Origin of the sequence: Streptococcus sanguinis SK1 = NCTC 7863 (genome assembly GCF_000194945.1) — a bacterium.
GTDB classification, from domain to species: domain Bacteria; phylum Bacillota; class Bacilli; order Lactobacillales; family Streptococcaceae; genus Streptococcus; species Streptococcus sanguinis.
Genome location: NZ_GL878509.1, coordinates 128,334 through 154,603, shown reverse-complemented (window position 1 = coordinate 154,603; position 26,270 = coordinate 128,334). Strand labels below are relative to the sequence as shown.

General features: G+C 43.4%; 24 protein-coding genes and 1 pseudogene. 22 read left to right on the top strand and 3 right to left on the bottom strand.

Annotated features, from left to right (window positions below):
* The first annotated feature begins 210 nt into the window (after positions 1 to 210).
* The 7 genes from tkt to HMPREF9378_RS03035 all read left to right on the top strand — a co-directional run bounded on the left by tkt (position 211) and on the right by HMPREF9378_RS03035 (position 8,380).
* Positions 211 to 2,187 (top strand): transketolase, encoded by a 1,977-nt coding sequence (gene tkt / locus HMPREF9378_RS03005; RefSeq protein ID WP_002914080.1) that lies wholly within the window; start codon positions 211 to 213, stop codon positions 2,185 to 2,187.
* 177 nt (positions 2,188 to 2,364) lie between these two features.
* The gene (yajC, locus tag HMPREF9378_RS03010; RefSeq protein ID WP_002914078.1) at positions 2,365 to 2,700 is read left to right on the top strand and encodes a preprotein translocase subunit YajC; all 336 of its coding nucleotides are present in this window, start codon (positions 2,365 to 2,367) and stop codon (positions 2,698 to 2,700) included.
* Between the two features lie 240 nt (positions 2,701 to 2,940).
* A complete protein-coding gene (locus HMPREF9378_RS03015) occupies positions 2,941 to 3,690 on the top strand; it encodes an isoprenyl transferase (RefSeq protein WP_002914077.1) in 750 nt (249 codons plus the stop codon).
* Between the two features lie 18 nt (positions 3,691 to 3,708).
* The gene (locus HMPREF9378_RS03020) at positions 3,709 to 4,512 is read left to right on the top strand and encodes a phosphatidate cytidylyltransferase (RefSeq protein ID WP_002914075.1); all 804 of its coding nucleotides are present in this window, start codon (positions 3,709 to 3,711) and stop codon (positions 4,510 to 4,512) included.
* 225 nt (positions 4,513 to 4,737) lie between these two features.
* A complete protein-coding gene (rseP, locus tag HMPREF9378_RS03025) occupies positions 4,738 to 5,994 on the top strand; it encodes an RIP metalloprotease RseP (protein WP_002914073.1) in 1,257 nt (418 codons plus the stop codon).
* A gap of 65 nt (positions 5,995 to 6,059) precedes the next feature.
* Complete coding sequence (locus HMPREF9378_RS03030) at positions 6,060 to 7,910, top strand: proline--tRNA ligase (RefSeq protein WP_002902234.1); 1,851 nt, start codon at positions 6,060 to 6,062, stop codon at positions 7,908 to 7,910.
* Between the two features lie 89 nt (positions 7,911 to 7,999).
* Positions 8,000 to 8,380, top strand: coding sequence for a PH domain-containing protein (locus HMPREF9378_RS03035; protein ID WP_023916976.1), 381 nt, complete (start codon positions 8,000 to 8,002; stop codon positions 8,378 to 8,380).
* 56 nt (positions 8,381 to 8,436) lie between these two features.
* Here HMPREF9378_RS03035 and HMPREF9378_RS03040 read toward each other — a convergent pair whose 3' ends face one another.
* Positions 8,437 to 8,979, bottom strand: coding sequence for a DUF1307 domain-containing protein (locus tag HMPREF9378_RS03040; protein ID WP_002902237.1), 543 nt, complete (start codon positions 8,977 to 8,979; stop codon positions 8,437 to 8,439).
* A 165-nt stretch (positions 8,980 to 9,144) separates the two neighbouring features.
* Here HMPREF9378_RS03040 and HMPREF9378_RS03045 point away from each other — a divergent pair, with 165 nt between their 5' ends.
* From HMPREF9378_RS03045 to HMPREF9378_RS03095, 12 genes and pseudogenes are all read left to right on the top strand, one after another.
* Complete coding sequence (locus HMPREF9378_RS03045; RefSeq protein WP_002914071.1) at positions 9,145 to 13,533, top strand: PolC-type DNA polymerase III; 4,389 nt, start codon at positions 9,145 to 9,147, stop codon at positions 13,531 to 13,533.
* A gap of 196 nt (positions 13,534 to 13,729) precedes the next feature.
* Positions 13,730 to 14,193, top strand: a pseudogene (tnpA, locus tag HMPREF9378_RS03050) (IS200/IS605 family transposase).
* Between the two features lie 250 nt (positions 14,194 to 14,443).
* Positions 14,444 to 14,581 carry a hypothetical protein gene (locus HMPREF9378_RS03055; protein WP_002902240.1) on the top strand — a complete coding sequence of 46 codons (138 nt, stop codon included), beginning with the start codon at positions 14,444 to 14,446 and terminating at the stop codon, positions 14,579 to 14,581.
* Positions 14,582 to 14,618: 37 nt separating this feature from the next.
* The gene (locus tag HMPREF9378_RS03060; protein ID WP_002902241.1) at positions 14,619 to 15,566 is read left to right on the top strand and encodes a helix-turn-helix transcriptional regulator; all 948 of its coding nucleotides are present in this window, start codon (positions 14,619 to 14,621) and stop codon (positions 15,564 to 15,566) included.
* A gap of 86 nt (positions 15,567 to 15,652) precedes the next feature.
* Positions 15,653 to 15,775, top strand: coding sequence for a hypothetical protein (locus HMPREF9378_RS11820; protein WP_002902242.1), 123 nt, complete (start codon positions 15,653 to 15,655; stop codon positions 15,773 to 15,775).
* A gap of 40 nt (positions 15,776 to 15,815) precedes the next feature.
* Positions 15,816 to 17,144, top strand: coding sequence for a DUF262 domain-containing protein (locus HMPREF9378_RS03065; protein ID WP_002902243.1), 1,329 nt, complete (start codon positions 15,816 to 15,818; stop codon positions 17,142 to 17,144).
* Entirely contained in the window at positions 17,138 to 19,015 is a 1,878-nt protein-coding gene (locus HMPREF9378_RS03070) for a DUF262 domain-containing protein (RefSeq protein ID WP_002902244.1), read from the top strand. The genes HMPREF9378_RS03065 and HMPREF9378_RS03070 overlap by 7 nt, the downstream gene beginning before the upstream one ends.
* Positions 19,016 to 19,123: 108 nt before the next feature.
* Positions 19,124 to 19,387, top strand: coding sequence for a type II toxin-antitoxin system RelB/DinJ family antitoxin (locus HMPREF9378_RS03075; RefSeq protein ID WP_002902245.1), 264 nt, complete (start codon positions 19,124 to 19,126; stop codon positions 19,385 to 19,387).
* The gene (locus HMPREF9378_RS03080; protein ID WP_002902247.1) at positions 19,380 to 19,658 is read left to right on the top strand and encodes a type II toxin-antitoxin system YafQ family toxin; all 279 of its coding nucleotides are present in this window, start codon (positions 19,380 to 19,382) and stop codon (positions 19,656 to 19,658) included. Before HMPREF9378_RS03075 ends, HMPREF9378_RS03080 begins: the two co-directional genes overlap by 8 nt.
* An 80-nt stretch (positions 19,659 to 19,738) precedes the next feature.
* Positions 19,739 to 19,891, top strand: coding sequence for a hypothetical protein (locus tag HMPREF9378_RS11680; RefSeq protein ID WP_002902249.1), 153 nt, complete (start codon positions 19,739 to 19,741; stop codon positions 19,889 to 19,891).
* 21 nt (positions 19,892 to 19,912) lie between these two features.
* Positions 19,913 to 21,154 (top strand): aminopeptidase, encoded by a 1,242-nt coding sequence (locus HMPREF9378_RS03090; RefSeq protein WP_002914068.1) that lies wholly within the window; start codon positions 19,913 to 19,915, stop codon positions 21,152 to 21,154.
* A gap of 94 nt (positions 21,155 to 21,248) precedes the next feature.
* Positions 21,249 to 21,479 (top strand): GlsB/YeaQ/YmgE family stress response membrane protein, encoded by a 231-nt coding sequence (locus tag HMPREF9378_RS03095; RefSeq protein ID WP_002893807.1) that lies wholly within the window; start codon positions 21,249 to 21,251, stop codon positions 21,477 to 21,479.
* A 60-nt stretch (positions 21,480 to 21,539) separates the two neighbouring features.
* On the opposite strand, the gene def is transcribed toward HMPREF9378_RS03095, so the two are convergent.
* The gene (gene def, locus HMPREF9378_RS03100; protein ID WP_002914066.1) at positions 21,540 to 22,172 is read right to left on the bottom strand and encodes a peptide deformylase; all 633 of its coding nucleotides are present in this window, start codon (positions 22,170 to 22,172) and stop codon (positions 21,540 to 21,542) included.
* Positions 22,173 to 22,365: 193 nt separating this feature from the next.
* Between def and HMPREF9378_RS03105 the strand changes: the two genes are divergently transcribed.
* The 3 genes from HMPREF9378_RS03105 (at position 22,366) to rpsO (ending at position 24,711) form a co-directional block, all read left to right on the top strand.
* A complete protein-coding gene (locus tag HMPREF9378_RS03105) occupies positions 22,366 to 23,535 on the top strand; it encodes an MFS transporter (protein ID WP_002914064.1) in 1,170 nt (389 codons plus the stop codon).
* A gap of 11 nt (positions 23,536 to 23,546) precedes the next feature.
* Positions 23,547 to 24,275 (top strand): pseudouridine synthase, encoded by a 729-nt coding sequence (locus HMPREF9378_RS03110; RefSeq protein WP_002914060.1) that lies wholly within the window; start codon positions 23,547 to 23,549, stop codon positions 24,273 to 24,275.
* 166 nt (positions 24,276 to 24,441) lie between these two features.
* A complete protein-coding gene (rpsO, locus tag HMPREF9378_RS03115) occupies positions 24,442 to 24,711 on the top strand; it encodes a 30S ribosomal protein S15 (protein WP_004193424.1) in 270 nt (89 codons plus the stop codon).
* A gap of 501 nt (positions 24,712 to 25,212) precedes the next feature.
* Here the strand turns inward: rpsO and HMPREF9378_RS03120 are convergent.
* On the bottom strand, positions 25,213 to 26,139 hold the full coding sequence (locus tag HMPREF9378_RS03120; RefSeq protein WP_002914057.1) for an alpha/beta hydrolase family protein: 927 nt from the start codon (positions 26,137 to 26,139) through the stop codon (positions 25,213 to 25,215).
* Positions 26,140 to 26,270 lie beyond the last annotated feature (131 nt).

Sequence of the window (26,270 nt, the reverse complement as noted above, 5' to 3'; positions counted from 1 at the left end):
GAGTGAACAGTCGCCTGTGTAATTCTTGGTCTTTTTGTTGCCGTTTTCAAGATTTATAATAAATCTATAAAAAAGATGAGATTATCCCTATCTTGCGATATAGGGATAATTTTCTTATAATAGATATGAGACAATTTTTATCGTTTCTACGACCATTGTTTATCCTGTTCTGATGTCAGGACAGATTTTAGTAAAAATAAGGAGAATCCAATGTCACAATTATCAGTTAATGCCATTCGCTTTTTAGGGATTGACGCGATTGAAAAGTCTAAGTCAGGTCACCCTGGCGTAGTCATGGGTGCTGCACCGATGGCTTATGACTTGTTTACTAAACAACTTCGTATCAATCCAGAAGAGCCAAACTGGATTAACCGCGATCGCTTCGTCCTATCTGCAGGACATGGCTCTATGTTGCTTTATGCCTTGCTTCATCTGTCTGGCTTTAAAGATGTCAGCATGGAGGAAATCAAAAACTTCCGCCAATGGGGTTCTAAGACACCAGGTCACCCAGAGTTTGGCCACACAGCTGGTGTTGATGCTACTACTGGCCCACTGGGACAGGGTATTTCTACAGCTACTGGATTTGCTCAGGCAGAACGTTTCTTAGCTGCCAAGTATAATCGTGAAGGCTATCCAATTTTCGACCATTACACTTATGTCATCTGTGGTGACGGTGATTTGATGGAGGGTGTTTCAGCTGAAGCTGCTTCTTACGCTGGTCTACAAAAGCTGGACAAGCTGGTTGTTCTCTATGATTCAAATGATATCAACCTAGATGGAGAGACCAAGGATTCCTTTACAGAAGATGTTCGTGCCCGCTATGAAGCCTATGGTTGGCATACTGCCTTGGTAGAAGATGGAACAGACCTTGCAGCGATTGATGCAGCCATCAATGAAGCTAAAGCTTCCGGCAAACCATCTTTGATTGAAGTCAAGACGGTTATCGGTTACGGTTCTCCAAACAAGCAAGGAACGAATGCAGTGCACGGTGCGCCTCTGGGAGCAGAAGAAGCTGAAGCTACTCGTAAAGCCTTGGGCTGGGACTATGCTCCATTTGAGATTCCTGAGGAAGTCTATGCAGACTACCGTACAAATGTAGCGGAGCGTGGTGCAGCGGCTTACGATGCTTGGAAACAGCTGGTAGAGGACTACAAGCAAGCCCATCCAGAATTGGCAGCAGAAGTAGCAGCTATCATTGGTGGTCAGGATCCAGTAGAAATCAAACCAGAAGACTTCCCAGTGCTTGAAAATGGCTTCTCTCAAGCGACTCGTAATTCTAGTCAGGATGCCCTCAATGCAGCAGCTAAGGTGCTTCCAACTTTCCTTGGCGGTTCTGCTGACTTGGCTCATTCCAATATGACCTACATCAAGGAAGACGGTCTGCAGGATGATGCCCACCGTCTCAACCGCAACATCCAATTTGGTGTGCGCGAGTTTGCTATGGGAACAATTCTCAACGGTATGGCGCTTCATGGTGGTCTTCGTGTTTACGGTGGTACCTTCTTCGTATTCTCAGACTATGTTAAGGCAGCTGTCCGTTTGTCTGCCCTTCAAGGTTTACCAGTGACTTATGTCTTCACACATGACTCAATTGCAGTTGGTGAAGACGGCCCAACTCACGAACCGATTGAGCATTTGGCTGGTCTGCGTGCCATTCCAAACCTGACTGTTTTCCGCCCAGCAGATGCGCGTGAAACTCAGGCAGCTTGGTATCTGGCCCTTAAGAGCCAATCTACTCCGACTGCTCTGGTCTTGACCCGTCAAAATCTAACAGTTGAAGAAGGAACAAACTTTGACAAGGTAGCTAAAGGTGCTTATGTGGTCTATGAAACAGGAGCAGATTTCGATACCATCTTGCTGGCTTCTGGTTCTGAGGTTAATTTGGCTGTTGCAGCTGCTAAAGCACTTGCAGCAGAAGGCGCTAAAATCCGCGTGGTCAGCGTGCCATCAACAGAACTTTTTGATGCTCAAGATGCGGCCTACAAAGAAGAAATTCTGCCAAATGCAGTTCGTCGCCGCCTAGCGATTGAGATGGCAGCTAGCCAACCTTGGTACAAGTATGTCGGTCTAGACGGTGCAGTTATCGGAATCGACCAGTTCGGTGCATCTGCTCCAGCAGGCAAGGTGCTGGAAGAATACGGCTTTACAGTTGAGCATGTAGCAGAAGTTGTTAAAAATCTTAAATAAAAAGACATAAAATCAGGGTGCTGGTCATCCTGATTTTTGCTTTTAAAAAAATGCATCCAGGCCAGTCATGCTTCCTCTGACTTGAGATGGAATTTACCTGAAAAGTCAGAATCGTCTTGTAAAAATAAGGGAAATCTGCTATAGTAGTTCATATATGATATTCGAAGGAGAAAAGATATGAATCCAATTATGCTTATTGTATTTGCGGTTGTACTGGTAGGGATGACTTATTTCCAAATGCGTACTCAAAAGAAACAGGCTCAGCAGCGTATGGAGAGTCTTAACAAGCTGCAAAAGGGTTATGAAGTGATTACCATCGGCGGCTTGTACGGAACAGTGGATGAAGTAGACACAGACAAGAAAACAGTTGTTCTGGATGTGGACGGTGTTTATCTGACCTTTGAACTGACAGCTATTAAGACTGTGCTGCCATTGACTGAGGGGATTCCTGCTGTTGCTGACGGTGAGGGAAGCGTTGACCTTCCCGAGGAAGAATCAGCAATTGAAGAGTAAAGAAATAAACAGCTTGCGGGCTGTTTTTTTGTTTTGACTCATACGTTTAGGAGGTGTCTGGTTTCAAGCTTATTGGCCTCGCAGTTTGGACAGGCTGGTGAGTTTTAACTGAGTTTAGATTCTCTGGTTGACATTCTGTCCTTATTTTATGCCCTCAGGCTTGAAAAAGCGGATGAATTGCCCACATTCCAAGGATTTATGATATAATGAACTGACAAAACTTTAAATAGGATAAAAAGTATGTTTAGTTTTAAGAAAAAAGAAAAGCTGAACGCACCGCTGAATGTTCCAAAGCACATTGCTGTTATTATGGACGGCAACGGCCGTTGGGCCAAAAAAAGGATGCAGCCGCGCGTGTTTGGTCATAAGGCTGGTATGGAAACCCTGCAAAAGGTGACGATTGCTGCCAAGGAAATGGGTGTTCAGGTCTTGACTGTCTATGCCTTTTCAACGGAAAATTGGTCTCGGCCGGAAAAGGAAGTTTCCTTTATCATGAATCTGCCGGTTGAATTTTACGACCGCTATGTGCCGGAGCTGCACAAGAACAATGTTAAAATCCAGATGATTGGTGATACGGCTAAGCTTCCTAAGGCGACATTTGAAGCTCTGGAAAAGGCTGAAAGCCTGACCAAGCTCAATACAGGTTTGATTCTCAATTTTGCCCTAAACTACGGTGGTCGATATGAGATCAATCAGGCTGTTAAAGAGATTGCTCAGGATGTTCTGGATGCCAAACTCAGTCCTGGCGACATTACTGAGGAAGTCATTGGCAACTACCTCTATACCAGCAATTTGCCTAAGATGCTGCGCGATCCGGATCTGGTGATTCGGACCAGTGGAGAGCTGCGTCTCAGCAATTTTCTGCCTTGGCAGTCAGCCTACAGTGAGCTGTATTTTACGGATGTTCTCTGGCCTGACTTTGATGAGAAGGCTTTGAAGGCTGCAATTGCAGAATACAGCCGTCGGAATCGACGTTTTGGCGGTGTTTAAGGGAGAAAGTAAAAAAGTATGAGTAAAAATTTACAAAAACGTCTAATCTTTGGAGGAATCGCTCTTGCTATTTTTATTCCTCTGGTATTGACAGGAGGCGTCATCTTTCAGATTTTTGTGGGCCTGCTGGCCATGCTGGCGGTGCATGAATTTCTCCAAATGAAAGGTCTGCCGACAGCGACCATCGAGGGTGTCTTGGCCATGCTGGCAGCCTTTGTCCTGACCCTACCTCTGGAGAACTATTTGAAGTTTCTGCCAGTGGATGGCAATGTCGTGGCCTATGGCTTGGTCGTCTTCCTTCTGTTGATCTCGACTGTTCTAGGATCCAGCTATACCTTTGAAGATGCGGCTTATCCGATTGCAGCGAGTTTTTATGTCGGTCTTGGCTTTAATGCCTTGATTGATGCCCGCTTGATGAATATTGACAAGGTCCTGCTAGCTCTCTTTATCGTCTGGGCTACTGACAGTGGAGCTTATCTGGTCGGGGTGCGTTTCGGTAAAAGAAAGCTGGCGCCGAGAGTTTCTCCTAATAAGACGATTGAAGGCAGCCTAGGCGGCGTTCTATCAGCCGTTCTAGTGACTGGAATCTTTATGTTGGTTCGACCGCAAGTGTACGCTCCTTATAATGCCCTTGTCTTTTTGATTCTGGCAGTGCTCTTTAGTATTGCCGGCCAGTTGGGTGATTTGGTCGAAAGCTCAGTCAAGCGTCATTTCGGGGTCAAGGATTCAGGAAAATTCATTCCTGGCCACGGTGGTGTCTTGGATCGTTTTGATAGCCTTCTCTTCGTCTTTCCGCTCATGCATTTCTTCGGCTTGTTCTAAGACAGTCGTGCATGGCTGAAAGCAAGGGATGGCAAGCTTGTCAAAAGAAAACGATTTGAGATAAAACTGGGATTTGGAGCTCAAAATTTTGAATTGAGCTTCTAACCTATTTTCAAGAGTGTCAGCTATGCAGGGGCGGGAAGCTCGGTATTTGGCCGTTTTCTGCTCCTTCTTTGATTTAAAAGCAAAAACAAGATTTCTAGGAAAGGTAAAATATAGAAGTCCATGCAGTTTATAACCTTTATTATTATTTTTGGGATCATTGTGGTGGTCCATGAGTTCGGACACTTCTACTTTGCGAAGAAGTCCGGCATTTTGGTCAGAGAGTTCGCCATCGGTATGGGACCCAAGATTTTCTCCCATATTGGCAAGGACGGGACGGCCTATACGATTCGGATTTTACCCTTGGGGGGCTATGTGCGCATGGCCGGCTGGGGGGAAGACTCCACTGACATTAAGGTGGGGACACCGGCTAGTCTGACCTTGGATGCAGAGGGCAAGGTGGTTCGTATCAATCTCTCTGGCAAAAAGGTTGACCAGACAGCTCTGCCCATAAATGTGACTGGCTTTGACTTTGAGAAAAAGCTGGAAATCACTGGTCTAGTCCTTGACGAGCTCAAGACTTATGCAGTAGATCATGATGCAACGATTGTTGAAGAAGACGGCACTGAGGTGCGGATTGCACCGCTGGATGTTCAGTATCAGAATGCTAGTATCTGGGGACGTCTTATCACCAACTTTGCTGGGCCTATGAATAACTTCATCCTGAGTGTCCTGGTATTTATGCTGCTGGCCTTTGTTCAGGGTGGCGTTCGCGATGAGAACAGCAATCATTTTCAAGTCATGGATGGTAGTGCTATAGCAGCTGCTGGGGTTCAAAATAATGACCAAATCCTTAAAATTAATGACTATGAGATTAGCAACTGGGCGGATCTAACCAGCGCTCTGGCGAAAATCACAGCCAAGAGTAAAGAAGCGCCGACCTTGTCTGTTACCTACAAACACGGCAGCGAAACGAAAGAGATTACTGTACAGCCTAAAAAAGACGGCAATCGTTATCTGCTAGGGGTATCTCCAACGGTCAAGACAGGCTTCTGGGACAAGGTCATTGGCGGCTTTACTGCGGCTTGGTCTACAACGGTTCGCATTTTGTCAGCTCTGAAAGATATCATCTTCAACTTCAATATCAATAAGCTGGGCGGTCCGGTCGCTATTTACAATTTCAGCAGTCAGGCTGCAGAGCAAGGTTTGCCAGCAGTACTCAGCCTTTTGGCCATGCTGTCGCTCAATATCGGTATTTTCAACCTGATTCCCATTCCAGCCTTGGACGGTGGAAAAATCGTCCTCAATATTCTGGAGGCTATCCGCAGAAAACCGCTGAAAAGAGAAACGGAGACCTATATCACTCTGTCTGGAGTGGCTATTATGGTCATCCTGATGATTGCCGTTACCTGGAACGATATCATGAAATTATTCTTCTAAGAAACTAAAGTTCTTAGAACTATGAAAAAGAAATTATTCAATGAAAGTCAAGGAGTTTTGTTTTTATGAAACAAAGTAAAATGTTAATTCCAACCCTGCGTGAGATGCCTAGCGATGCTCAAGTTATCAGTCACGCTCTGATGCTGCGGGCTGGCTATGTCCGTCAGGTTTCAGCTGGGGTCTATTCTTATCTGCCGCTGGCTAATCGCGTGATTGAAAAAGCAAAAAAAATCATGCGGGAAGAGTTTGACAAGATTGGTGCAGTGGAGATGCTGGCGCCAGCCCTGCTCAGTGCAGACCTCTGGCGCGAGTCTGGCCGTTATGAGACCTATGGTGAAGACCTCTACAAGCTTAAAAATCGTGAGAAATCCGACTTTATCTTGGGGCCAACCCATGAGGAAACCTTTACGGCTATCGTCCGTGATTCGGTTAAATCCTACAAACAGCTGCCACTCAATCTCTATCAGATTCAGCCTAAGTACCGTGATGAAAAGCGGCCTCGTAACGGGCTCTTGCGGACGCGTGAGTTTATCATGAAAGATGCCTACAGTTTCCACGCTAACTATGACAGCTTAGATGTAGCTTATGATGAATACAAGTCTGCCTACGAGAAAATCTTTACCCGCAGCGAGCTAGATTTCAAAGCCATTATTGGTGATGGCGGTGCCATGGGGGGCAAGGACAGTCAGGAATTCATGGCCATTACGCCAGACCGGACGGATTTGAACCGCTGGGTGGTCTTGGACAAGTCTGTAGCCAGCTTTGATGAAATTCCTGAGGAAGTTCAGGAAGCTATTCGGACAGAATTGACCAGCTGGATGGTATCTGGTGAGGATACCATCGCCTACTCCAGTGAGTCCAGCTATGCTGCCAACCTTGAAATGGCGACGGATGAATACAAGCCAGCCGGCCGTGTCGTGACTGAGGAAGAAGTAGCCCGCGTTTCCACGCCTGACTGCAAGAAAATTGACGAAGTTGCTGCCTTCCTTGGGCTGGATGAAAGCCAGACAATCAAGACCTTGGTTTACATGGCTGACGAGTCTCCTGTCGTAGCACTTCTGGTCGGAAATGACCAGCTTAATGAAGTTAAGCTGAAAAATCATTTGGCAGCGGATTTCTTTGATGTGGCGAGTGAAGATCAAGTCCGTCAGCTCTTGGGAGCAGGTTTTGGCTCACTAGGGCCAGTCAATCTGCCTGAAGGTGTGAGAATCATCGCTGACCGTAAGGTGCAAGACCTAGCTAACGCTGTGGTTGGCGCTAACGAAGATGGTTACCACTTGACCGGTGTCAATCCAGGTCGTGACTTTACCGCTGAGTATGTGGATATCCGTGAAGTTCGTGAAGGTGAAATTTCGCCAGACGGCCAAGGTGTTCTCAAGTTTGCTCGTGGGATTGAGATTGGCCACATCTTCAAGCTGGGAACTCGCTATTCTGACAGCATGAACGCTAATGTCTTGGATGAAAATGGCCGAGCAGTACCGATGATTATGGGGTGTTACGGTATCGGCGTCAGTCGTCTCCTGTCCGCTGTTATGGAGCAGCATGCCCGTCTCTTTGTCAATAAAACTCCTAAGGGTGAATTCCGCTATGCTTGGGGCATCAACTTCCCGAAAGAGCTGGCACCATTTGATGTGCACTTGATTCCGGTCAATATCAAGGACGAGGAAGCCTTGGCTCTAACTAACCAAATCGAGGCTAACTTGCTAAGTGCTGGTTATGAGGTCTTGGTGGATGATCGCAATGAACGCGCAGGTGTTAAGTTCAGCGACAGCGATTTGATTGGTCTTCCAATCCGTGTGACAGTTGGTAAGAAAGCTGCAGAAGGCATCGTCGAAGTCAAGATCAAAGCTACTGGCGATACCATTGAAGTCCACGCTGATAATCTGCTAGAAACCCTGTCGATTTTGACAAAATAAAACAACTGCCAGTTTTATCTGGCAGTTTTCTTTTGCTTATTGGTCTTGAAAATGCTATAGTAGGAAAAAATAGATTGGAGGACCGAATGATGGGATTATTCAGCGGTTTATTAGGCAATGCCTCTCAGAAAGATATTGAAAAAACAGAAAGACAATTGGAGGATATTCTGACATCAACAGAGAATGTGGAACTAGCTTTTAGCCTCATTCGTGACTTGATTGTCTTCACAGATAAGCGCTTAATCTTGGTCGACAAGCAGGGAATGACTGGCAAAAAGACTTCTTATAAGTCCTTTCCTTATCGCTCTATCAGTCGCTTCTCAGTAGAAACAGCCGGCCATTTCGACCTAGATGCTGAGCTGAAAATCTGGGTTTCCAGCGCTCAAGAGCCAGCAGAAGTCCTGCAATTTACCAGCGATCGTAGTGTTATAGCCATTCAAAAAGCCTTAGCGGAAGCAGTGTTAAGATAGACAGAAAAAGCCTTCTGAGTATTAACTGTAAAGTTAAATCACTCAGAAAGCTTTTTTTATTCTTCTGTCAAACCTTGCTCTTTGATAGCTTCAAAAAAGTCTTCTGGTTTATCTTTTAGCCTTTCAAATATGGTGTCCTCTTGGTTCGTCACTCCAAAAGCAGCAGCAGCTTCGTCTATATCAATCTTATTCAAATCTAAGGTGACAGATTGATGAACTATTTTTTTATCTGCAGAAATTCTAACCTCTGACTCAATCCCCTTGGTCTTGTGAACCGCTTCAAAATTGGGACTGCTTTCCATGTCTTTTTGATAAATATCAGCCAGCTCTTTGCGACTTTTACCTTTTTCCTCATCAGGAATCTCTTTTTCTGTAATGAAAGAAAAAGCAGTAATCTTATCTTTTTGATAGTAGACTTTGACTTTAATGACGGAATCATCGCTTACTGAACGAGAAAAAGTTTTTGTCTTCGTCTTTTCTTCTTTAGTCTTGCTTTGACTCTGATTTTGCTTGGGCTTGTTTTCTTGCTTATGCTGATTAGGCATACTGCAGGCAGTCAGGGTCAACAGACAAGCACAGGCTAAAAGAATTTTCTTCACAATTAAGACTCCTTTTGATAAATGTTTTTTCTATTATATCATAACTTAGCTCCAGGAAGAATATCTTAATAATTGTGTAGGAGTCGCGCTTTGTCCTACTCTTTTTCTATCGAAAAAAGTGCTGATTTATGGTAAAATAGGGTCACTACTGTACGAGGAAATATCATGTCAAACAAGTTTGAAATTTTAATGCATCAGCTGGATATGCCCCTTGAAATGAGAAATTCAGAGGCCTTTTTGAATGCAGAAATTGAGAAGGTTCTGGTCCACAAGGTCAGTCGGGTCTGGGAGTTTCATTTTTCTTTTGCGAATATTCTGCCTATTGAGATTTTTCGGGAATTGCAGAAGCGCTTAGCTCAAGAGTTTTCTAAGACGGGTAATCAGGCCATTTTTGAAATTCACTGTCAGGCTCCTCAGGTGTCGGATGAGCTCTTACAGGCTTATTACCAGCTGGCCTTTGAGGAAGGTCCATGTGCCAGCCATGGCTTTAAAAGCCTGTATCAGGATTTGCGGGTTCATTTGGATGGGGACAAGCTGCTGATTGAAGGAGCTTCAACCATTGATACGGAGCATTTTCGTAAGAATCACTTGCCAAATCTCAGCCAGCAGTTGGTCAAGTACGGCTTTCCTCATCTGACCTGTCAGGTTCAGCACAGCGATGAACTGACCCAGCAGCAAGCGGAGAATTTCCAGGCGGAGAATGACAAGATTGTCCAAGCAGCCAATGAAGAGGCTCTCAAAGCCATGGAATCCCTGCAGCAGATGGCACCGCCGCCAGAGGAGAAGCCAGCCTATGACTTCCAATCTCGCAAGGCTGCGGCTAAACCAAAGCTGGATAAAGCAGAGATTACCCCTATGATTGAAGTTCAGACTGAGGAAAATCGTCTGGTCTTTGAGGGAATGGTCTTTGATCTGGAGCAGAAGGTCACTCGAACTGGCCGAGTCTTGCTCAATTTCAAGATGACAGACTACACTTCCAGCTTCTCCTTGCAGAAATGGATGAAAAACGAAGAAGAAGCCAAGAAGTTTGACATGATTAAGAAAGGTGCCTGGCTGCGCGTGCGGGGAAATGTGGAGATGAACAATTTCACCCGCGACCTGACCATGAATGTTCAGGATGTGCAGGCTGTTACCCACTATGAGCGCAAGGATTTGATGCCTGAGGGCCAGAAGCGGGTTGAATTTCACGCCCATACCAATATGTCTACTATGGATGCCCTGCCTGAGGTCGAGGAAATCGTTGCAACGGCAGCCAAATGGGGCCACAAGGCTGTCGCCATTACTGACCATGGCAATGTGCAGAGCTTTCCCCATGGCTACAAGGCTGCTAAGAAGGCTGGTATTCAGCTGATTTACGGCATGGAAGCCAATATTGTAGAAGACCGGGTACCCATCGTCTACAATGAAGTGGACATGGAGCTGAGCAATGCGACCTATGTAGTCTTTGACGTCGAAACAACAGGACTTTCAGCGGTTTACAATGACTTGATTCAGGTTGCTGCCAGCAAGATGCACAAGGGCAATATCATCGCTGAGTTTGATGAGTTTATCAATCCTGGGCATCCTCTTTCGGCTTTTACGACGGATCTGACCGGGATTACAGATGAGCATGTCCGCAATGCTAAGCCACTGGAGCAGGTGCTGAAAGAATTTCAGGAATTTTGCCAGGACAGTGTCCTCGTGGCCCATAATGCTACCTTTGACGTGGGCTTTATGAATGTCAATTATGAGCGGCATGGCCTGCCGAAAATTACCCAGCCAGTTATTGACACGCTGGAATTTGCCCGCAATCTCTATCCAGAGTACAAGCGTCATGGTCTGGGGCCTTTGACCAAGCGTTTCCAGATTGCTCTGGAGCACCACCACATGGCCAACTATGACGCGGAAGCGACGGGCCGTCTCCTCTTTATCTTTATCAAGGATGTGGCTGAAAAGCATGGTGTGACCAATCTCAAGGATCTCAATACGGATCTGGTCGATGAGAACTCCTACAAGAAAGCTCGGGTCAAGCATGCGACCATTTATGTGAAAAATCAGACGGGTCTCAAGAATATTTTCAAGTTAGTCAGTCTGTCCAATACCAAATATTTTGAAGGTGTCCCGCGGATTCCACGGACTGTGCTGGATGCCCATCGTGAAGGCTTGATTTTAGGCTCGGCCTGCTCAGAGGGCGAAGTTTATGACGCTGTTGTCTCTCAGGGGGTAGATGCGGCTGTCGAAGTAGCCAAGTATTATGACTTTATCGAGGTCATGCCGCCGGCTATCTATGAACCGCTGATTGCCAAGGAACAAATCAAGGACCAGGAAGAACTGCAGACCATTATTCGCAACCTGATTGAGGTCGGAGATCGTTTGGGCAAACCTGTCCTTGCGACGGGAAATGTCCACTATATCGAGCCGGAAGAAGAAATCTATCGTGAGATTATCGTCCGCAGTCTCGGTCAGGGAGCCATGATTAACCGGACTATTGGCCACGGCGAAAATGCCCAGCCGGCTCCGCTTCCTAAGGCTCACTTCCGGACCACCAATGAGATGCTGGACGAATTTGCATTTTTGGGCGAGGAGTTGGCTAAGAAGTTAGTCATCACAAATCCCAATCAGCTGGCGGAAACCTTTGAGCCGGTTGAGGTAGTCAAGGGCGACCTCTATACGCCTTTCATTGACAAGGCTGAGGAGACAGTTGCCGAGCTGACCTATCAAAAGGCTTTTGAGATCTATGGCAATCCTCTGCCAGATATCGTAGATTTGCGGATCGAAAAAGAGCTGAGCTCCATCTTGGGGAATGGTTTTGCCGTGATTTACTTGGCTTCGCAGATGCTGGTGCAACGATCCAATGAGCGGGGCTATCTGGTAGGCTCGCGGGGGTCTGTCGGGTCTAGCTTTGTCGCGACTATGATCGGGATTACCGAGGTTAATCCTCTATCACCCCACTATGTCTGTGGCAAATGCCAATACAGCGAGTTCATCACGGACGGCTCCTATGGTTCTGGCTTTGATATGCCGGATAAGGACTGTCCAGAGTGCGGCCGCAAGCTGAGCAAGAACGGTCAGGATATTCCATTTGAGACTTTCCTTGGATTTGACGGGGACAAGGTACCCGATATTGACTTGAACTTCTCCGGAGAAGATCAGCCAAGCGCCCACTTGGACGTGCGGGATATCTTTGGTGCGGAGTATGCCTTTCGGGCTGGTACTGTTGGTACCGTTGCGGCTAAGACGGCCTATGGATTTGTCAAGGGCTATGAGCGCGACTACGGGAAGTTCTACCGAGACGCAGAAGTTGAGCGTCTGGCGCAGGGAGCTGCCGGAGTCAAGCGGACGACTGGACAACACCCGGGCGGAATCGTTGTTATCCCTAACTACATGGATGTTTATGACTTTACACCGGTCCAATATCCAGCAGATGATGTGACAGCTGAGTGGCAGACCACTCACTTCAACTTCCACGATATCGATGAAAATGTCCTCAAGCTAGACGTTCTGGGACACGATGATCCGACCATGATTCGGAAGCTTCAGGACTTGTCTGGCATTGATCCAAATGACATTCCTATGGATGACGCTGGCGTCATGGCCCTCTTTTCTGGAACAGACATTCTGGGTGTGACTCAGGAGCAAATCGGCACGCCGACTGGTATGCTGGGGATTCCGGAGTTTGGGACTAATTTTGTACGGGGCATGGTTGATGAGACCCATCCGACCACCTTTGCCGAGCTCTTACAGCTATCTGGTCTCTCTCACGGTACGGACGTTTGGCTAGGCAATGCTCAGGACTTGATCAAACAAGGGATTGCTGACCTGTCCACCGTTATTGGCTGTCGGGACGACATCATGGTTTACCTCATGCACAAGGGCTTGGAGCCTAAGATGGCCTTTACGATTATGGAGCGCGTGCGGAAGGGCCTTTGGCTGAAGATTTCTGAAGAAGAGCGCAATGGCTACATCGCAGCCATGAAGGAAAACAATGTGCCAGAATGGTACATCGAGTCCTGTGGAAAAATCAAGTACATGTTCCCCAAGGCCCATGCAGCAGCCTATGTTATGATGGCCCTGCGGGTGGCCTACTTCAAGGTGCATCATCCGATTTATTACTATTGTGCTTATTTCTCCATTCGGGCTAAAGCATTTGATATCAAGACAATGAGTGGCGGACTTGATGCCGTCAAGCGCCGGATGGACGAAATCGCTGAAAAGCGTAAGAACAACGAAGCCTCCAATGTAGAAATTGACCTTTATACGACCTTGGAAATCGTCAATGAAATGCTGGAGCGGGGCTTCAAATTCGGAAAGCTGGATCTCTACAAGAGCCATGCGACCGAGTTTCTCATCGAAGGAGATACCCTTATCCCACCATTCTCTGCTATGGACGGTCTGGGTGACAACGTTGCTCGCCAAGTGGTCAGAGCACGGAAAGAAGGTGAATTCCTCTCTAAGACAGAGCTCCGCAAACGTGGTGGCCTCTCTAGCACCCTAGTCGAAAAAATGGACGATATGGGTATTCTAGGCAATATGCCTGAAGATAACCAGTTGAGTTTGTTTGATGAGTTTTTCTAAAACAATTCAGAAAAATTAAAAGATGGACGATTTTCTCCATCTTTTTTGTTGTGACTTTCAGTCTGTCTCGCTCCGCTAGGTGCGAGACAAATAAACCACCCGCTACGCGGGTGCGCATTGAAGGTTATACCAAAAAAACTCCCAACGCGATACAATAAAGGTGTTCAAGCCAATTGTAAAGCGAAAGGAGAAATATATGGCGCAAAAGGCACATAGTTTATCACACACAAAGTGGATGTGTTCTATCACATTGTGTTTACACCTAAGTATAGACGAAAAGTTATCTATAATCAATATCGAAACAGTTTGGGTGAAATATTTCACCGATTATGTAGTTATAAAGGTGTTGAAATTATCGAGGGTCACTTAATGCCAGATCATGTACATATGTTGGTAAGTATTCCACCGAGGATAAGTGTTTCTAGTTTCATGGGATATTTAAAAGGTAAAAGTGCTCTCATGATGTTTGATAAGCACGCCAATCTAAAATATAAGTTTGGGAACCGACATTTTTGGGCGGAAGGCTATTACGTGAGTACAGTAGGCCTTAATGAAGCCACCATTAAGAAATATATCCAAGAGCAGGAAAAGCATGATATAGCGTTGGATAAATTGAGTGTAAAAGAATATGAGGATCCCTTTAGGGATAGTGGTAAGTAATGCAAACACCTCTTTGAGAGGTTTGTTACGAGTCAAGAGCAATGAGGCTTGAACAAAGTGAAAGCCAGCGTCTTTAGGCGCTGGCTGGTGATGTGGGCTTATAGCCCTGGGACAAACCACCCGTTAGACGGGTGGTTATGATTGTTTTGTTTTATTAAATAACTCTAATAACTGATAAAAAATGTAAGACCATACCTCTTATGTCAGAAAACTATTTGAGTTAGTTTTATATATTCAGGCGGAGCGACTGATGAAAGAAGAGATAGTATCAGCTCTAACTGATGTAGAGTTGAGCTATTTGTCGTACAGAGATTTTGAAAAAGCAATACACGATTTAGATAAAAAAGAAAATAACTCAAAAATAATAGGATTTAGGGTGGATATATAGAATATTCATGTTATAATATAGGGAAAGTGGAGGTTTTATGAACGATCAAGAACGTATTTTATCCATTTTGTTACGTTTACAATCAGGAGCTCATCTATCAAAAAATCAATTAAGTGATGAGTTTAAGGTTAGTGCAAAAACGATTCAGAGAGATTTCTCTTTATTAGGTGATTTTTTAATGACTCAGCCCATGATTGCAGCTGAATTGGCTTACGATTCAAAACATCATACAAGATATTTAAAAGGAAAATCACTCTTTAATAAAAAAGATATTTTAATAATTTCTAAGATTTTATTAGAAAATAGAGCTTTAAATAAAGTAGAAAATGAGGACTTGTTAAAAAGTTTGTTGGGGCTTGTTTCAAAAGAGGAACAAAAAGAAATAGAAATGATTATCAACAGCGAAAGACTGAACTATGCCCCAATTACAGACGAGCAAAATCGTATTCAAAAGATTTGGGAATGGTCAGAGATGATTCGCAAGGAGAAGGTGCTAGAAATTGTCTACAAGAGTCCATATCAAGATAAAAAAGAACATTTAATTTTTCCAGTTTCTCTGTATTATGATATTCATTATTTCTATATTGTAGCTTACAATCTTAAGAATGAGAATTACATGACCTTGCGTTTGGACAGAATACAGACTTGGAAGGCCACAAAGGAATCTAAACCTAACATCTCTTATGGCAGAAAATTCAGGGATGGGGATATTCGTAATCAGCGAGTAGACGCTTTTTTAGGAAGAAAGATTACAGTTGAATTGGAATTCCGTTATGATCCAACTATTGTTTTAGACCAATTTCCTAATGCACATCTCTTATTAGCTGACGAAGAATGGACGAGGTTTAAGTTTGAGAGTCAATATACACCTGGTCTTAAACGTTGGCTACTCAGTCAAGGAGAAGCAGTTAAAATTTTGTCGCCACAGTCTTTAGTTGATGATATTCAAAAGACGATGAAAGAAATTTTAGGTTACTATCAATAAATATTTTCGATACTTGAACTTGAGTGGACATAAAATGTCCACTGAAAGGTGTAGAATTTTTATATTGAGAAATAAAGGAGGGAAAAATGATTGAATGGATTGTAGTTGATAGGTTTGGCAATCAAATCGCAGGACCATTTATTGATAAAATAGCAGCAGAAAATGTTGCAAAAGCAATTCCTAATGCTACTATTATTCCAAAGCATTAATGGACCAAAGATTCTATGCTGATAATATTTTTAGGAGATAATGATGAATGTCAATGAAAAAGAAATAGGGTTTGAAAGTAAAAAAATATCAGAAATATTGAAATGTGATAGGCTAACAATACCAAGTTATCAAAGACCTTATAAATGGAACAGAAAGCATATTCGTAATCTTTTTTATGATTTACGAGATGCTATGGAAAAAAATGAATATCAAATTGGCTCTGTTATTTTGCATGAGAATGACGGACACTTAGATATTGTAGATGGTCAGCAACGATTGGTTTCCATTTCGCTATTTCTTTATGCTTTAAATAGATATGATGAATTTAAAGGAGCAAAAAACTTACTTGAAGCTGACTTTGGAGAACTATCTTGCTATAATGCTTACGAAAATTTTAATGAATGGAAGAATTTAATCCAACTTGTAGGCGAGAAAGAAGCTGAACAGGTGTGTAGTTTTCTACTTGAAAATTGTTCTGCCTCCGTGATAACTATGCCACAGGAACGATTATCAGAGGCCTTTCAGCTGTTTGATTCACAAAATAATCGTGGAAAATCTCTAGAACCTCACGATTTACTCAAAGCTTATCATCTTCGTAAGCAAGATTCAGAAGATGAAAAGATTGTTGAAAAGTGGGAGCAATTTGTAGAAGATAAAGATTTAAGTCTCAAAGAGTTGTTTGATAAACATCTTTTCCGTATGAGACGTTGGTCTCGAGGAGAGACAGGACTTACAAACAAGCGTTATGGTTCTTATTTGCGTTTTACAGAGGACTTTATTGATGATTTTAAAGGTGTTGATTTAAATCAGAACTTTCCATACCTAGAATTATATCGTCATATTGAAAAGTTTCCTATGTCAATTACCATGCCTATTATTGATGGAAGTAAATTTTTTGAGTATATTGAATCGGCCCATGAAACTATTAAAGATCATAAAAATTTTTTAAATGAAAAGTTAGGACTCTCTAATGAGTCAGAGAGGGAAGAAAAAAATTTAACTTACCCAGAAGGTATGTTGAAAATTTACAATAGCTCAAAGGGACGCTATCTCAAGTGCCATAATTTGTTTTTTAATGTTTGTTCACTTTTCGCAGAGAGATTTGGAAAAGAAGAGCTATCAAAGGAAATAGTAGAGACTTTGTTTATTTGGGTTTACTACCCCCGTGTGAAGTCTCGAGCGATATATGATTTAACGGTAGGAAAATATGCTGCTGGTGGAAGGTTTAGACAAAAAGAGGTTCAAAAACTATTCCAACTTTTAGCCCATGCTGTAACTCCAAATGATTTCATGGTTAAGATAGATCGAGAATTATTTGAAAATTATACTGTGGAGCAAATTATAGAGGAGGAAAAAGAGAAATGGTAGAAACACATATAAGCTTATCAGTTAATCGTTTGTTAAATGAAGATAGCTATGCTATTCCTCTTTATCAGAGAAATTTTGCCTGGACCTATGATGAAATTGAGCAATTGTTGAACGATGTAGCAGATGCTTTTCAAGAACAAAGAGCAAATTACTATATTGGAACATTAGTCGTTAATGAGGAAAATGGTCTTTTCAAAATCATAGATGGGCAGCAGCGGACAACAGCCCTTAATTTGATTGCCTTAGCTTTGAAACATGAGTTTGGTTTTGATAGATTGAGAGCTGTCAATCTTATTTTCCCAGCTAGGAAGAAGTCAAATGAGAATATTCAAAAGTTATTCACCAAGCAAAAAATTTCTGAGAATGATGAAAATGAGCTGACTAGAGGTTACAGACATGCTTATGACGCATTGAAAAAAGTACTAGAGGAGCGGCAATTTGAATCTCAATCTTTCTTTAATTATCTTTTTGATAAAGTCATTATTTTTCGCAGTCTTCTTCCTAATGATTTAGATTTGAATCTATATTTCGAACGATTCAACTCTCGAGGAGAACAACTAGAGGCCCATGAAATTCTTAAGGCGCAAATGATGGCTAAGTTTGGTGAAGATCAAGAAATGGCACAAAAATTTGCAAGAATCTGGGATGCCTGTGCAGAGTTTGATAAGCCGGTTGATAGCCAGTTTAAAATGAGAAGAAAAAGGAAAGATGATTTTCAAGAACGAGAAAAGATTTTTGGTTGGCATTTTTCAAATTATGAATTTAAAAATCTTTATGATAACATTGATACTACCTTAAATGAAAAGAAGACACTAATAGAAGCATTAAATCACAAGGTAATTGAAAATAGAAAATTTGCGGAAAGAGAATTTGGGGATTACAGTACAGTAGTTGATTTTCGGACCTTTTTACTTTGTGCATTTGCGCTCAAAAATGGGCAAACAGTTGGTGGTGTTCAGTTAGATGATAAAAAAATGTTATCATTGTTTGATGTAAAGAACCGTGATGAAAAATGGATAATTGATTTTAGTAAACTTCTTCTTACAATGAAGCATATTTTTGATAACTACATCGTTAGAAATTCAAATACGGATTCTTCAAGTAGAAATAAGGATGAATGGTTTTTACAGAAGGGTACTTATTATGAATATCAACCAAATGGAAAATCGAAGGAGCACTATATAGTTGAAGAACGCTTTACTAATAATACGTTTTCAGATTCGGAGATTAACAAAAACATCATTCTTCTCCAATCCATGTTTGCTGTCACCTTCACTGCCAATCGAGATAGTCGTTGGTTATATGAGATCTTACAATTTCTCTACAAACATATTGAAGAGCTAAATGATCAAGAATTTGGTGCTCGCTTTAAGGAGTTTCTTGAAGGTATAGCAGTGAGATATGCTGAAGAAAGATTGTTTGCTGAGGATGGAAGTATAAAGAAATACGGGGATATTCCTGTTTATGCATTTAACTTTGTGGATTATATTTTATGGAAAAATCGTTCTGATTTAAAAGAAAAATATTCGAGTGTTGAATTTGAAGATTTCAAATTTGCATATCGTCGTTCCATAGAGCATTGGCATCCTCAGAACCCAAATAGTGATGAAAGAATTGAGAAAATGGATGATAAATTTTTGCACTCCTTTGGGAACCTTTGTATCATTACAGATAGCCAGAATTCCAAGTTTGGAAATTTAGATCCGAGTGCAAAATATAAACAGTGGGAAGGAATTTTTAGTCGTCAGAGTCTAAAATTACAAATAATGGCTGCCATAACAGAAAAGACTAAATGGAAATCAGATCAGGTTCTAGGACTGGAAAAAGAGATTTTACCTATGGTCAACGAATTTATAGGAAGTAAAAAGTAAGTTATAAGATTTATCGTAAATAGAAAATTTGAGAAGCCAATGTATATCTAACAGATTTACATTGGCTTTCTTTTTTGTTAAAATAGTCTATAGAAAGAAGGTGAGAGTATGTCAAAGACTAGTATGAGCATCCGCTTGGACAGTGAGGTCAAGGAGCAGGCTCAGCAAGTTTTCAACAGCTTGGGAATGGATATGACAACGGCTATCAATATTTTTCTTCGTCAGGCTATTCAGTACCAAGGGCTGCCCTTTGATGTCAGACTGGATGAAAGTCGGAAGCTGATGGAAGTATTGGCGGATTTAGATCAAAATCGGAATATGAGTCAGTCTTTTGTGAGTGTTTCAGACTTGATGGAGGATTTGCGTGCTTAAGATTCGTTATCATAAACAGTTTAAAAAAGATTTTAAGTTGGCTATGAAGCGTGGACTTAAGGCAAACTTGTTAGAAGAAGTATTGGAGTTTTTGATTCAGGAAAAGGAACTTCCTGCCAAATATCGAGATCATCAACTGACAGCATCCAAGCACTTTAAAGGAGTGCGTGAATGCCATATCCAGCCGGATTGGCTCCTGGTCTATAAAGTAGACAAGGAAGAATTGATTTTAAACTTGCTTAGGACAGGCAGTCATAGTGATTTGTTTTAATCTATTAATTGAGGATTCTGAAGACTCCAGCACGATTAGAAATTTATACCTTAGAATTATGTTTTAGAAAGGACTTGCTCATGAAGCTTACCATTTCCGCTCAGGATAAGCCAGCGCAAAAAGTGTTGGATTACCAGCTGGATCTTGATCCAGATACGATTTTGAAAATGACCGCTTTGATTTCCGGTACGGTGGCAGTGGTTAGCCTGCTGTCCTTATTTAAAGAGAAATAACAAAAGAAAAGGAGAAGCAGAATGGTTCTGCCAAATTTTAAAGAAAACTTAGAAAAATATGCTAAACTATTGGTTGCCAATGGTATCAATGTGCAGCCGGGTCACACAGTGGCGCTCAATATTGATGTGGAGCAACGTGAGCTGGCTCACTTGATTGTCAAGGAAGCCTATGCTCTGGGAGCTCACGAAGTCATTGTCCAGTGGGCGGATGATTTGACTGCGCGGGAGAAATTCCTCCATGCGCCGATGGAGCGCTTGGACAATGTCCCAGACTATAAGGTGGCTGAGATGAACTATCTCCTTGAGAAGAAAGCCAGCCGCTTGGGCGTTCGTTCATCTGACCCAGGAGCTTTAAATGGCGTGGATGCTGAGAAATTATCGGCTTCTGCTAAGGCTATGGGGATAGCCATGAAGCCGATGCGAATCGCAACCCAATCCAATAAAGTCAGCTGGACAGTCGCTGCAGCAGCGGGTACAGAGTGGGCTAAGAAGGTCTTTCCAAATGCAGCCAGCGATGAGGAAGCAGTAGATCTTCTATGGGATCAGATTTTCAAAACCTGTCGTGTCTATGAGGATGACCCAGTAGCCGCTTGGAAAGCTCATGAAGAAAAACTTAGCTCAAAAGCGAAGGTTTTAAATGAAGAGCAATTCACTGCTCTCCACTACACAGCTCCTGGAACAGACTTGACACTGGGCTTGCCCAAGAACCACCACTGGGAATCAGCTGGTAGTCTAAATGCTCAGGGCGAGTATTTCATTGCCAACATGCCGACAGAAGAGGTCTTTACAGCACCGGACTTCCGCCGAGCAGATGGTTATGTAACCAGTACCAAGCCTCTTAGCTATAATGGCAACATCATTGAGGGCATCAAGGTGACCTTCAAGGATGGCCAGATTGTGGATGTTACCGCTGAAAAGGGCGATCAGGTTATGAAGGATCTTGTCTTTGAAAATGCTGGCGCGCGTGCTTTAGGTGAGTGTGCCTTGGTTCCAGATCCGAGTCCGATTTCTCAGTCAGGTATTACTTTCTTCAATACCCTCTTTGATGAAAATGCCTCTAACCACTTGGCTATCGGTGCAGCTTATGCGACTAGTGTGGTCGGTGGAGAGAATTTCTCCGAAGAAGAGCTAGAAGCAGCGGGTCTCAACCGCTCGGATGTCCATGTGGACTTTATGATTGGTTCTAACCAGATGGATATTGACGGTATCCGCGAAGACGGCAGCCGTGTGCCAATCTTCCGCAATGGAGACTGGGTGATTTAAGATTTTGAGCTGCCTTGAATGGCGCATTCCATAATGACGGCTTCCACTTGCTTCTTGAGAAGCCTTGCTAGAAATATAGAAAGAAGGGGCATATATGATTGGTAGTATGTTTGTCGGTTTTATCATCGGTCTTATCGCCGGGGCTATTACTAGCCGTGGGGAGCGCATGGGCTGTATCGGAAAGATCCTCTTGGGTTGGTTTGGTTCCTTGATTGGTCAATTTCTCTTTGGCCATTGGGGACCAATGCTTGCTGATACAGCTATTGTTCCATCAGTGCTAGGAGCAGTTATCCTCTTGGCTATTTTCTGGAGACGGGATAGTTAGAATAGAAAAATACCTAGATAGTTTCTATCTAGGTATTTTTGATAATGATATGCAAGTTGTTTACTCAATCACCAACATGCCGTCTTTGACTGCAAATGGGTCTTTTTCATTGATGCGGTCGTAAAACATGATGCCGTTAATATGGTCGATTTCATGTTGAACAACAATTGCGTTATAGCCCTTGAGCTTGATACGATGCTTTTGACCGTCCTTGTCAAAGTAATCCACTGTCACTCGCGCATGCCGAACTACGTAGCCAGGTACTTCTCGATCGACTGACAGGCAGCCTTCACCATCAGCTAAAGCTGCATCCTGAACGGAATGGGCTACAATCTTAGGATTGTACATCAGTGTTTGCAAACTATAAGCTTCCTTAGGCGGATTGCCCTCTTCGTCCTCAGGGTTGGGAACTAAAACAGCGATGAGCCGTTTGGAAATATCCAGCTGGGAAGCAGCTAGACCAACACCGCCGCGAAGCCCCATTTTTTCTGCCATGACTGGATCCTGGGAATGCTTGAGAAATTGCATCATCTTCTCGCCCAGAATGATGTCCTGATCAGACAGAGGGAAGCTGACTTCCTCAGCGACAGCGCGCAGGGTCGGATTGCCCTCGCGGATAATGTCCTTCATATCAATTAAATGGGCTGGTTTGGTTAATCTTTCAATAACAGATGTTTTTTCACTCACAGACATGATTCTCTCCTTTTTCTATCCTTCATCATAACATAAAACCTGCAAGAAATAAAGGCGGGAGCGGTTTTGACTGGCTGGCGGTGCCTGATTTTGAATGGAGCGACAGAGACCCATAATATTCCTGACAAAGAAATTGCGTCTTGACCCAAAAAACTGTATGATAGAGGTAGTGTGAATTTTAAAGGAAAATAGAATGAAAAAATTGATGGAAAAGGTGAGTATCCTCTCGCTTTCTTTGATTCTGACGACGGCTTTTTCGATTTCCAGTGCCCAGTCGGCCATGTTTGCTTTTTATAAGGGGATTCCAGAAAGTTGGGTAGAACTTCTAGTTTCTTTGCCTTCGGCTGGGATTATGCTGATGTTGCTGTTTAATAGGGTCATTGAAAAATACCTGACAGAGCGTCAGATGATTGTGAGCGGGCTTCTGATCTTTTCACTTTGCGGACTTCTTCCTCTTCTTAATCAGTCTTACTGGCTTATGTTTGTATCTCGGCTTGTCTTTGGGATGGGAATTGGTCTGCTCAATGCCAAGGCGATTTCGATTGTGAGCGAGCGCTACAAGGGGCAGGAACGCGTTCGGCTTTTAGGACTGAGGGGATCAGCAGAAGTAGTCGGGACAGCCCTCTTGACTTTTGGCGTCAGTCGGCTTCTTCCTCTCGGTTGGCAGGCTGCCTTTCTCGTCTATAGCTTCGGACTGGTGGTCTTGGTGCTATATCTGCTTTTTGTCCCTTATAACAAGGTCTCTGAAAAGCAGCAAGAACAGTTTGAATCGACTCCCAAGCTAAGCAGTCAGAATTGGCAGCTGAGTCTAGCTTTTGCCTTTGTGGCGGGGGTTATTGTGCTGACCTATATTGCCATCAATGTGCGGGTGCCGGGGATTGTAGAGAAGTCTGGCATGGGGACAGCCCAAACTGCAGGCGTGATTCTTTCCTTAATGCAGTTGATTGGGATTGCAGCGGGCATCAGCTTTGCTAGTTTGACCCGTCTTTTTAGAGATAAACTGCTGATGCTTTCTGGTCTGGTTTTTGGACTGAGTCAGATTATCATTGGCTTCTCACCTAATCTCTTGTCACTCAGCATGGCTACTATTAGCGCCGGCTTTGTCTATAGTGTCGGTCTGACGACCATTTTTTACACCCTGTCCGAGCGCATTTCCGCCCACCTCCTCAATCAAGCCACTTCTATCGTGATTTTAGGTTGCAGTATTGGAGCAACGGCCACTACATTTGTCCTCAGTTTCATTGGGAGATTCTCTAACGCCCCAGCCTTTATCTTCAGCGTTTTGGGGCTGGCTATGATTTTGACCTCGCTCTTTGTGCTAAGATTTAGCAAAGAAAAGAGCGGAATGGCTTCAGAAAGTTAGGAGGTTATACGATGCGTCTGGATAAATTTTTAGCAGAAAATGGTCTGGGCTCACGCGCTCAGGTCAAGCAGCTTCTAAAGAAAGGGCTGGTTTTGGTCAATGGCAGAGTAGAGAAATCACCTAAGACCCAGATTGATGAGACAGCAGATGAGATTGTCGTTTCTGGCCAAAGGTTGACCTATGAAAAATTCGTTTACTACCTTCTCAACAAGCCGCAGGGAGTCATTTCGGCGACAGAGGATGACCGTCATAAGACAGTTCTGGACTTGCTAGACGAGACTGCCCGTCAGAAAGAAGTTTTTCCTGTCGGCCGCTTGGATATTGATACCCACGGCCTGCTCCTTCTGACCAATAATGGCAAGCTAGCCCATGCCATGCTGTCACCCAAAAAGCACGTAGAAAAAATCTACCGAGCTCAAGTGGCAGGCCTGATGAACCAAACAGATGAGGAGCGCTTTGCTGCAGGAATAGAGCTGAAAGATTTCACCTGTCAGCCAGCTCAGCTCAAGATTTTAGAGCTAGATGAAGCAAAAGAGACTTCTCTCGTAGAAATTACCTTAGCTGAGGGCAAGTTCCACCAGGTCAAGCGCATGGTGGCTGCCTGCGGAAAAGAAGTCACGGATCTGCAGCGCCTCACGATGGGACCCCTACAGTCGGATCCTGCATTGGCTCTTGGAGAATGGCGGAGGCTGACCGAGGTAGAAATGCTTTCTTTAGAAATCTTCGGCGTTGAATTGTAAATGAAAGAGCCTGAATTCCTCATACAAAAGAGTTGAAACAGAATCATTTGACAAAGGTAGCCCTTCTTGGTAGAATAAGAATGTCTAAAAGACAAATAACTTCTTCTTGGTTGCAGGCCATGCCAAACCTGCCACTCGGATGAAGCGTAAAGAAAAGGAGTATATCATGGCAATCTCAAAAGAGAAAAAAAATGAAATCATTGCACAATACGCACGTCACGAAGGTGACACTGGTTCAGTAGAGGTACAAGTTGCTGTCCTTACTTGGGAAATCAACCACCTCAACGACCACATCAAACAACACAAAAAAGACCACGCTACTTACCGTGGTTTGATGAAGAAAATCGGTCGCCGTCGTAACCTCTTGGCTTACCTTCGTAAGAACGACGTTAACCGTTATCGTGAGTTGATCAACTCTCTTGGACTTCGTCGTTAATCTTGCGTCTAAAACGTTTCCATACTTCGTTGACTTCGCCTCGATGTACCATTAGTACAATCTTCGCCTCGTCGCCTAGTTTATAAACGTTTTATCTAGCAAGAATCATGATGCTAAGGGCGTCAAAAATCCGTATGAAAATAAGGAAACGACACCGTGTTCGATGAACACAAGGAGTTTCATCTTTTTTGCTAGGATTTTAGCCCGAGCTCAAAATGGCTCTCTGACTTCAGGGGGCTTTTTTTGTTTTATTGACTCGCTTAGGCCATGTTCAATTGAATACACAAAGTTGAAACTACTCCACTAAAGAGTAGTTTTTCTTTTTCACTAGGATTGTAACCTAATCTCAAATCAGTTTTCAGGGTTTTGGAGTACGATTATTCGTCTTTCCTCTTAGTTCGTTTTAAGATATTCAAATATCATTTCTAAGTCTAATTCTTCTAATTTTTCCAAATAAAAGGTCCTTCTATTTCTTTAGAAGAACTTTTTCTATCAGCGACTTTACTCTTTCAAGAATTTTTGGATGGCAGGAGCGGCAGTGATAGCAAATCTTTCGTCAATACGATGCTCCCCGCCTTCTACAGTGACCAGCTTTGCATTTGGAATGGTCTGACTCGCTTGAACAGCATACTGGTAGGGCACGACTGCATCATCGGTACCATGGATAATGAGGGTCGGAGCTGTGATTTTGGTCTGTTCTGCTTGGATGTCAATGTCTAAGGCATCAATTAGATAAATCTTGCCCAGAGTAGCATTGTGGTGTGTCAAGCTATCAGGAAGTTGGTCGAAGTCAGGACTCCCTAGCTCACGATAGGTCTCTTTGGCATCATCGAAAAGAACGAAAGCTGGAAAGATGAGCAGGAGTTTGTGCACGCGGTCCGGATAAGCAGCAGCATAGAGACTGGCAACGACACCGCCTTGACTGGCACCGAATAAGCTCATTTTGCTTTTATCTACAAAGGCCTCGGAACGAAGCTTTTCCATGACTTGAGTCAAGTCTGTGAGTTCGGTCTTGACCGACATATTCAGCATATCTTGTCCACCGCTCTTCGACTGACGGCTGCCGCCGTAGAAATCAAAGCTGTAAACCAGATAACCTTGCTTTGCCAACAGCTGGCTGTACATTTCATATTGCTCAAGGGTGTTGTTCAATCCATGTGCGATAACAATAGTCGGCAATTTTTTACTCTTGTAGTCAGAAGGAGCAGTAATCTTTCCGTAGAGCTGCTTGTCATCGTATGAAACGCTGTATTCTTCAGACACGATGTCTTCTGTCGGAGTCGGTTGATTGTCCATTTTCTCGCTAGAAGCTGTCTGTGTGGTTTCTGGCTTAGGAGGAGTAGGATTTGATTTGGTTTGGGAGTGCCAGAAGAAAAGAACCAGTCCAGCTAAGCTCAAGGCTGCTAAAAAAGCCCAAATATACTTCATAGTTCTCTCCTTTCAGTATTTGTAGTATTATATCGGAAATGAATGTATTTTACAAGAAGAGAGATTTCTTGTTTTTGATTTTTCTGGATCTCATACAAGAAAATCCAATTCATTTATCTAAGCGAGATTCA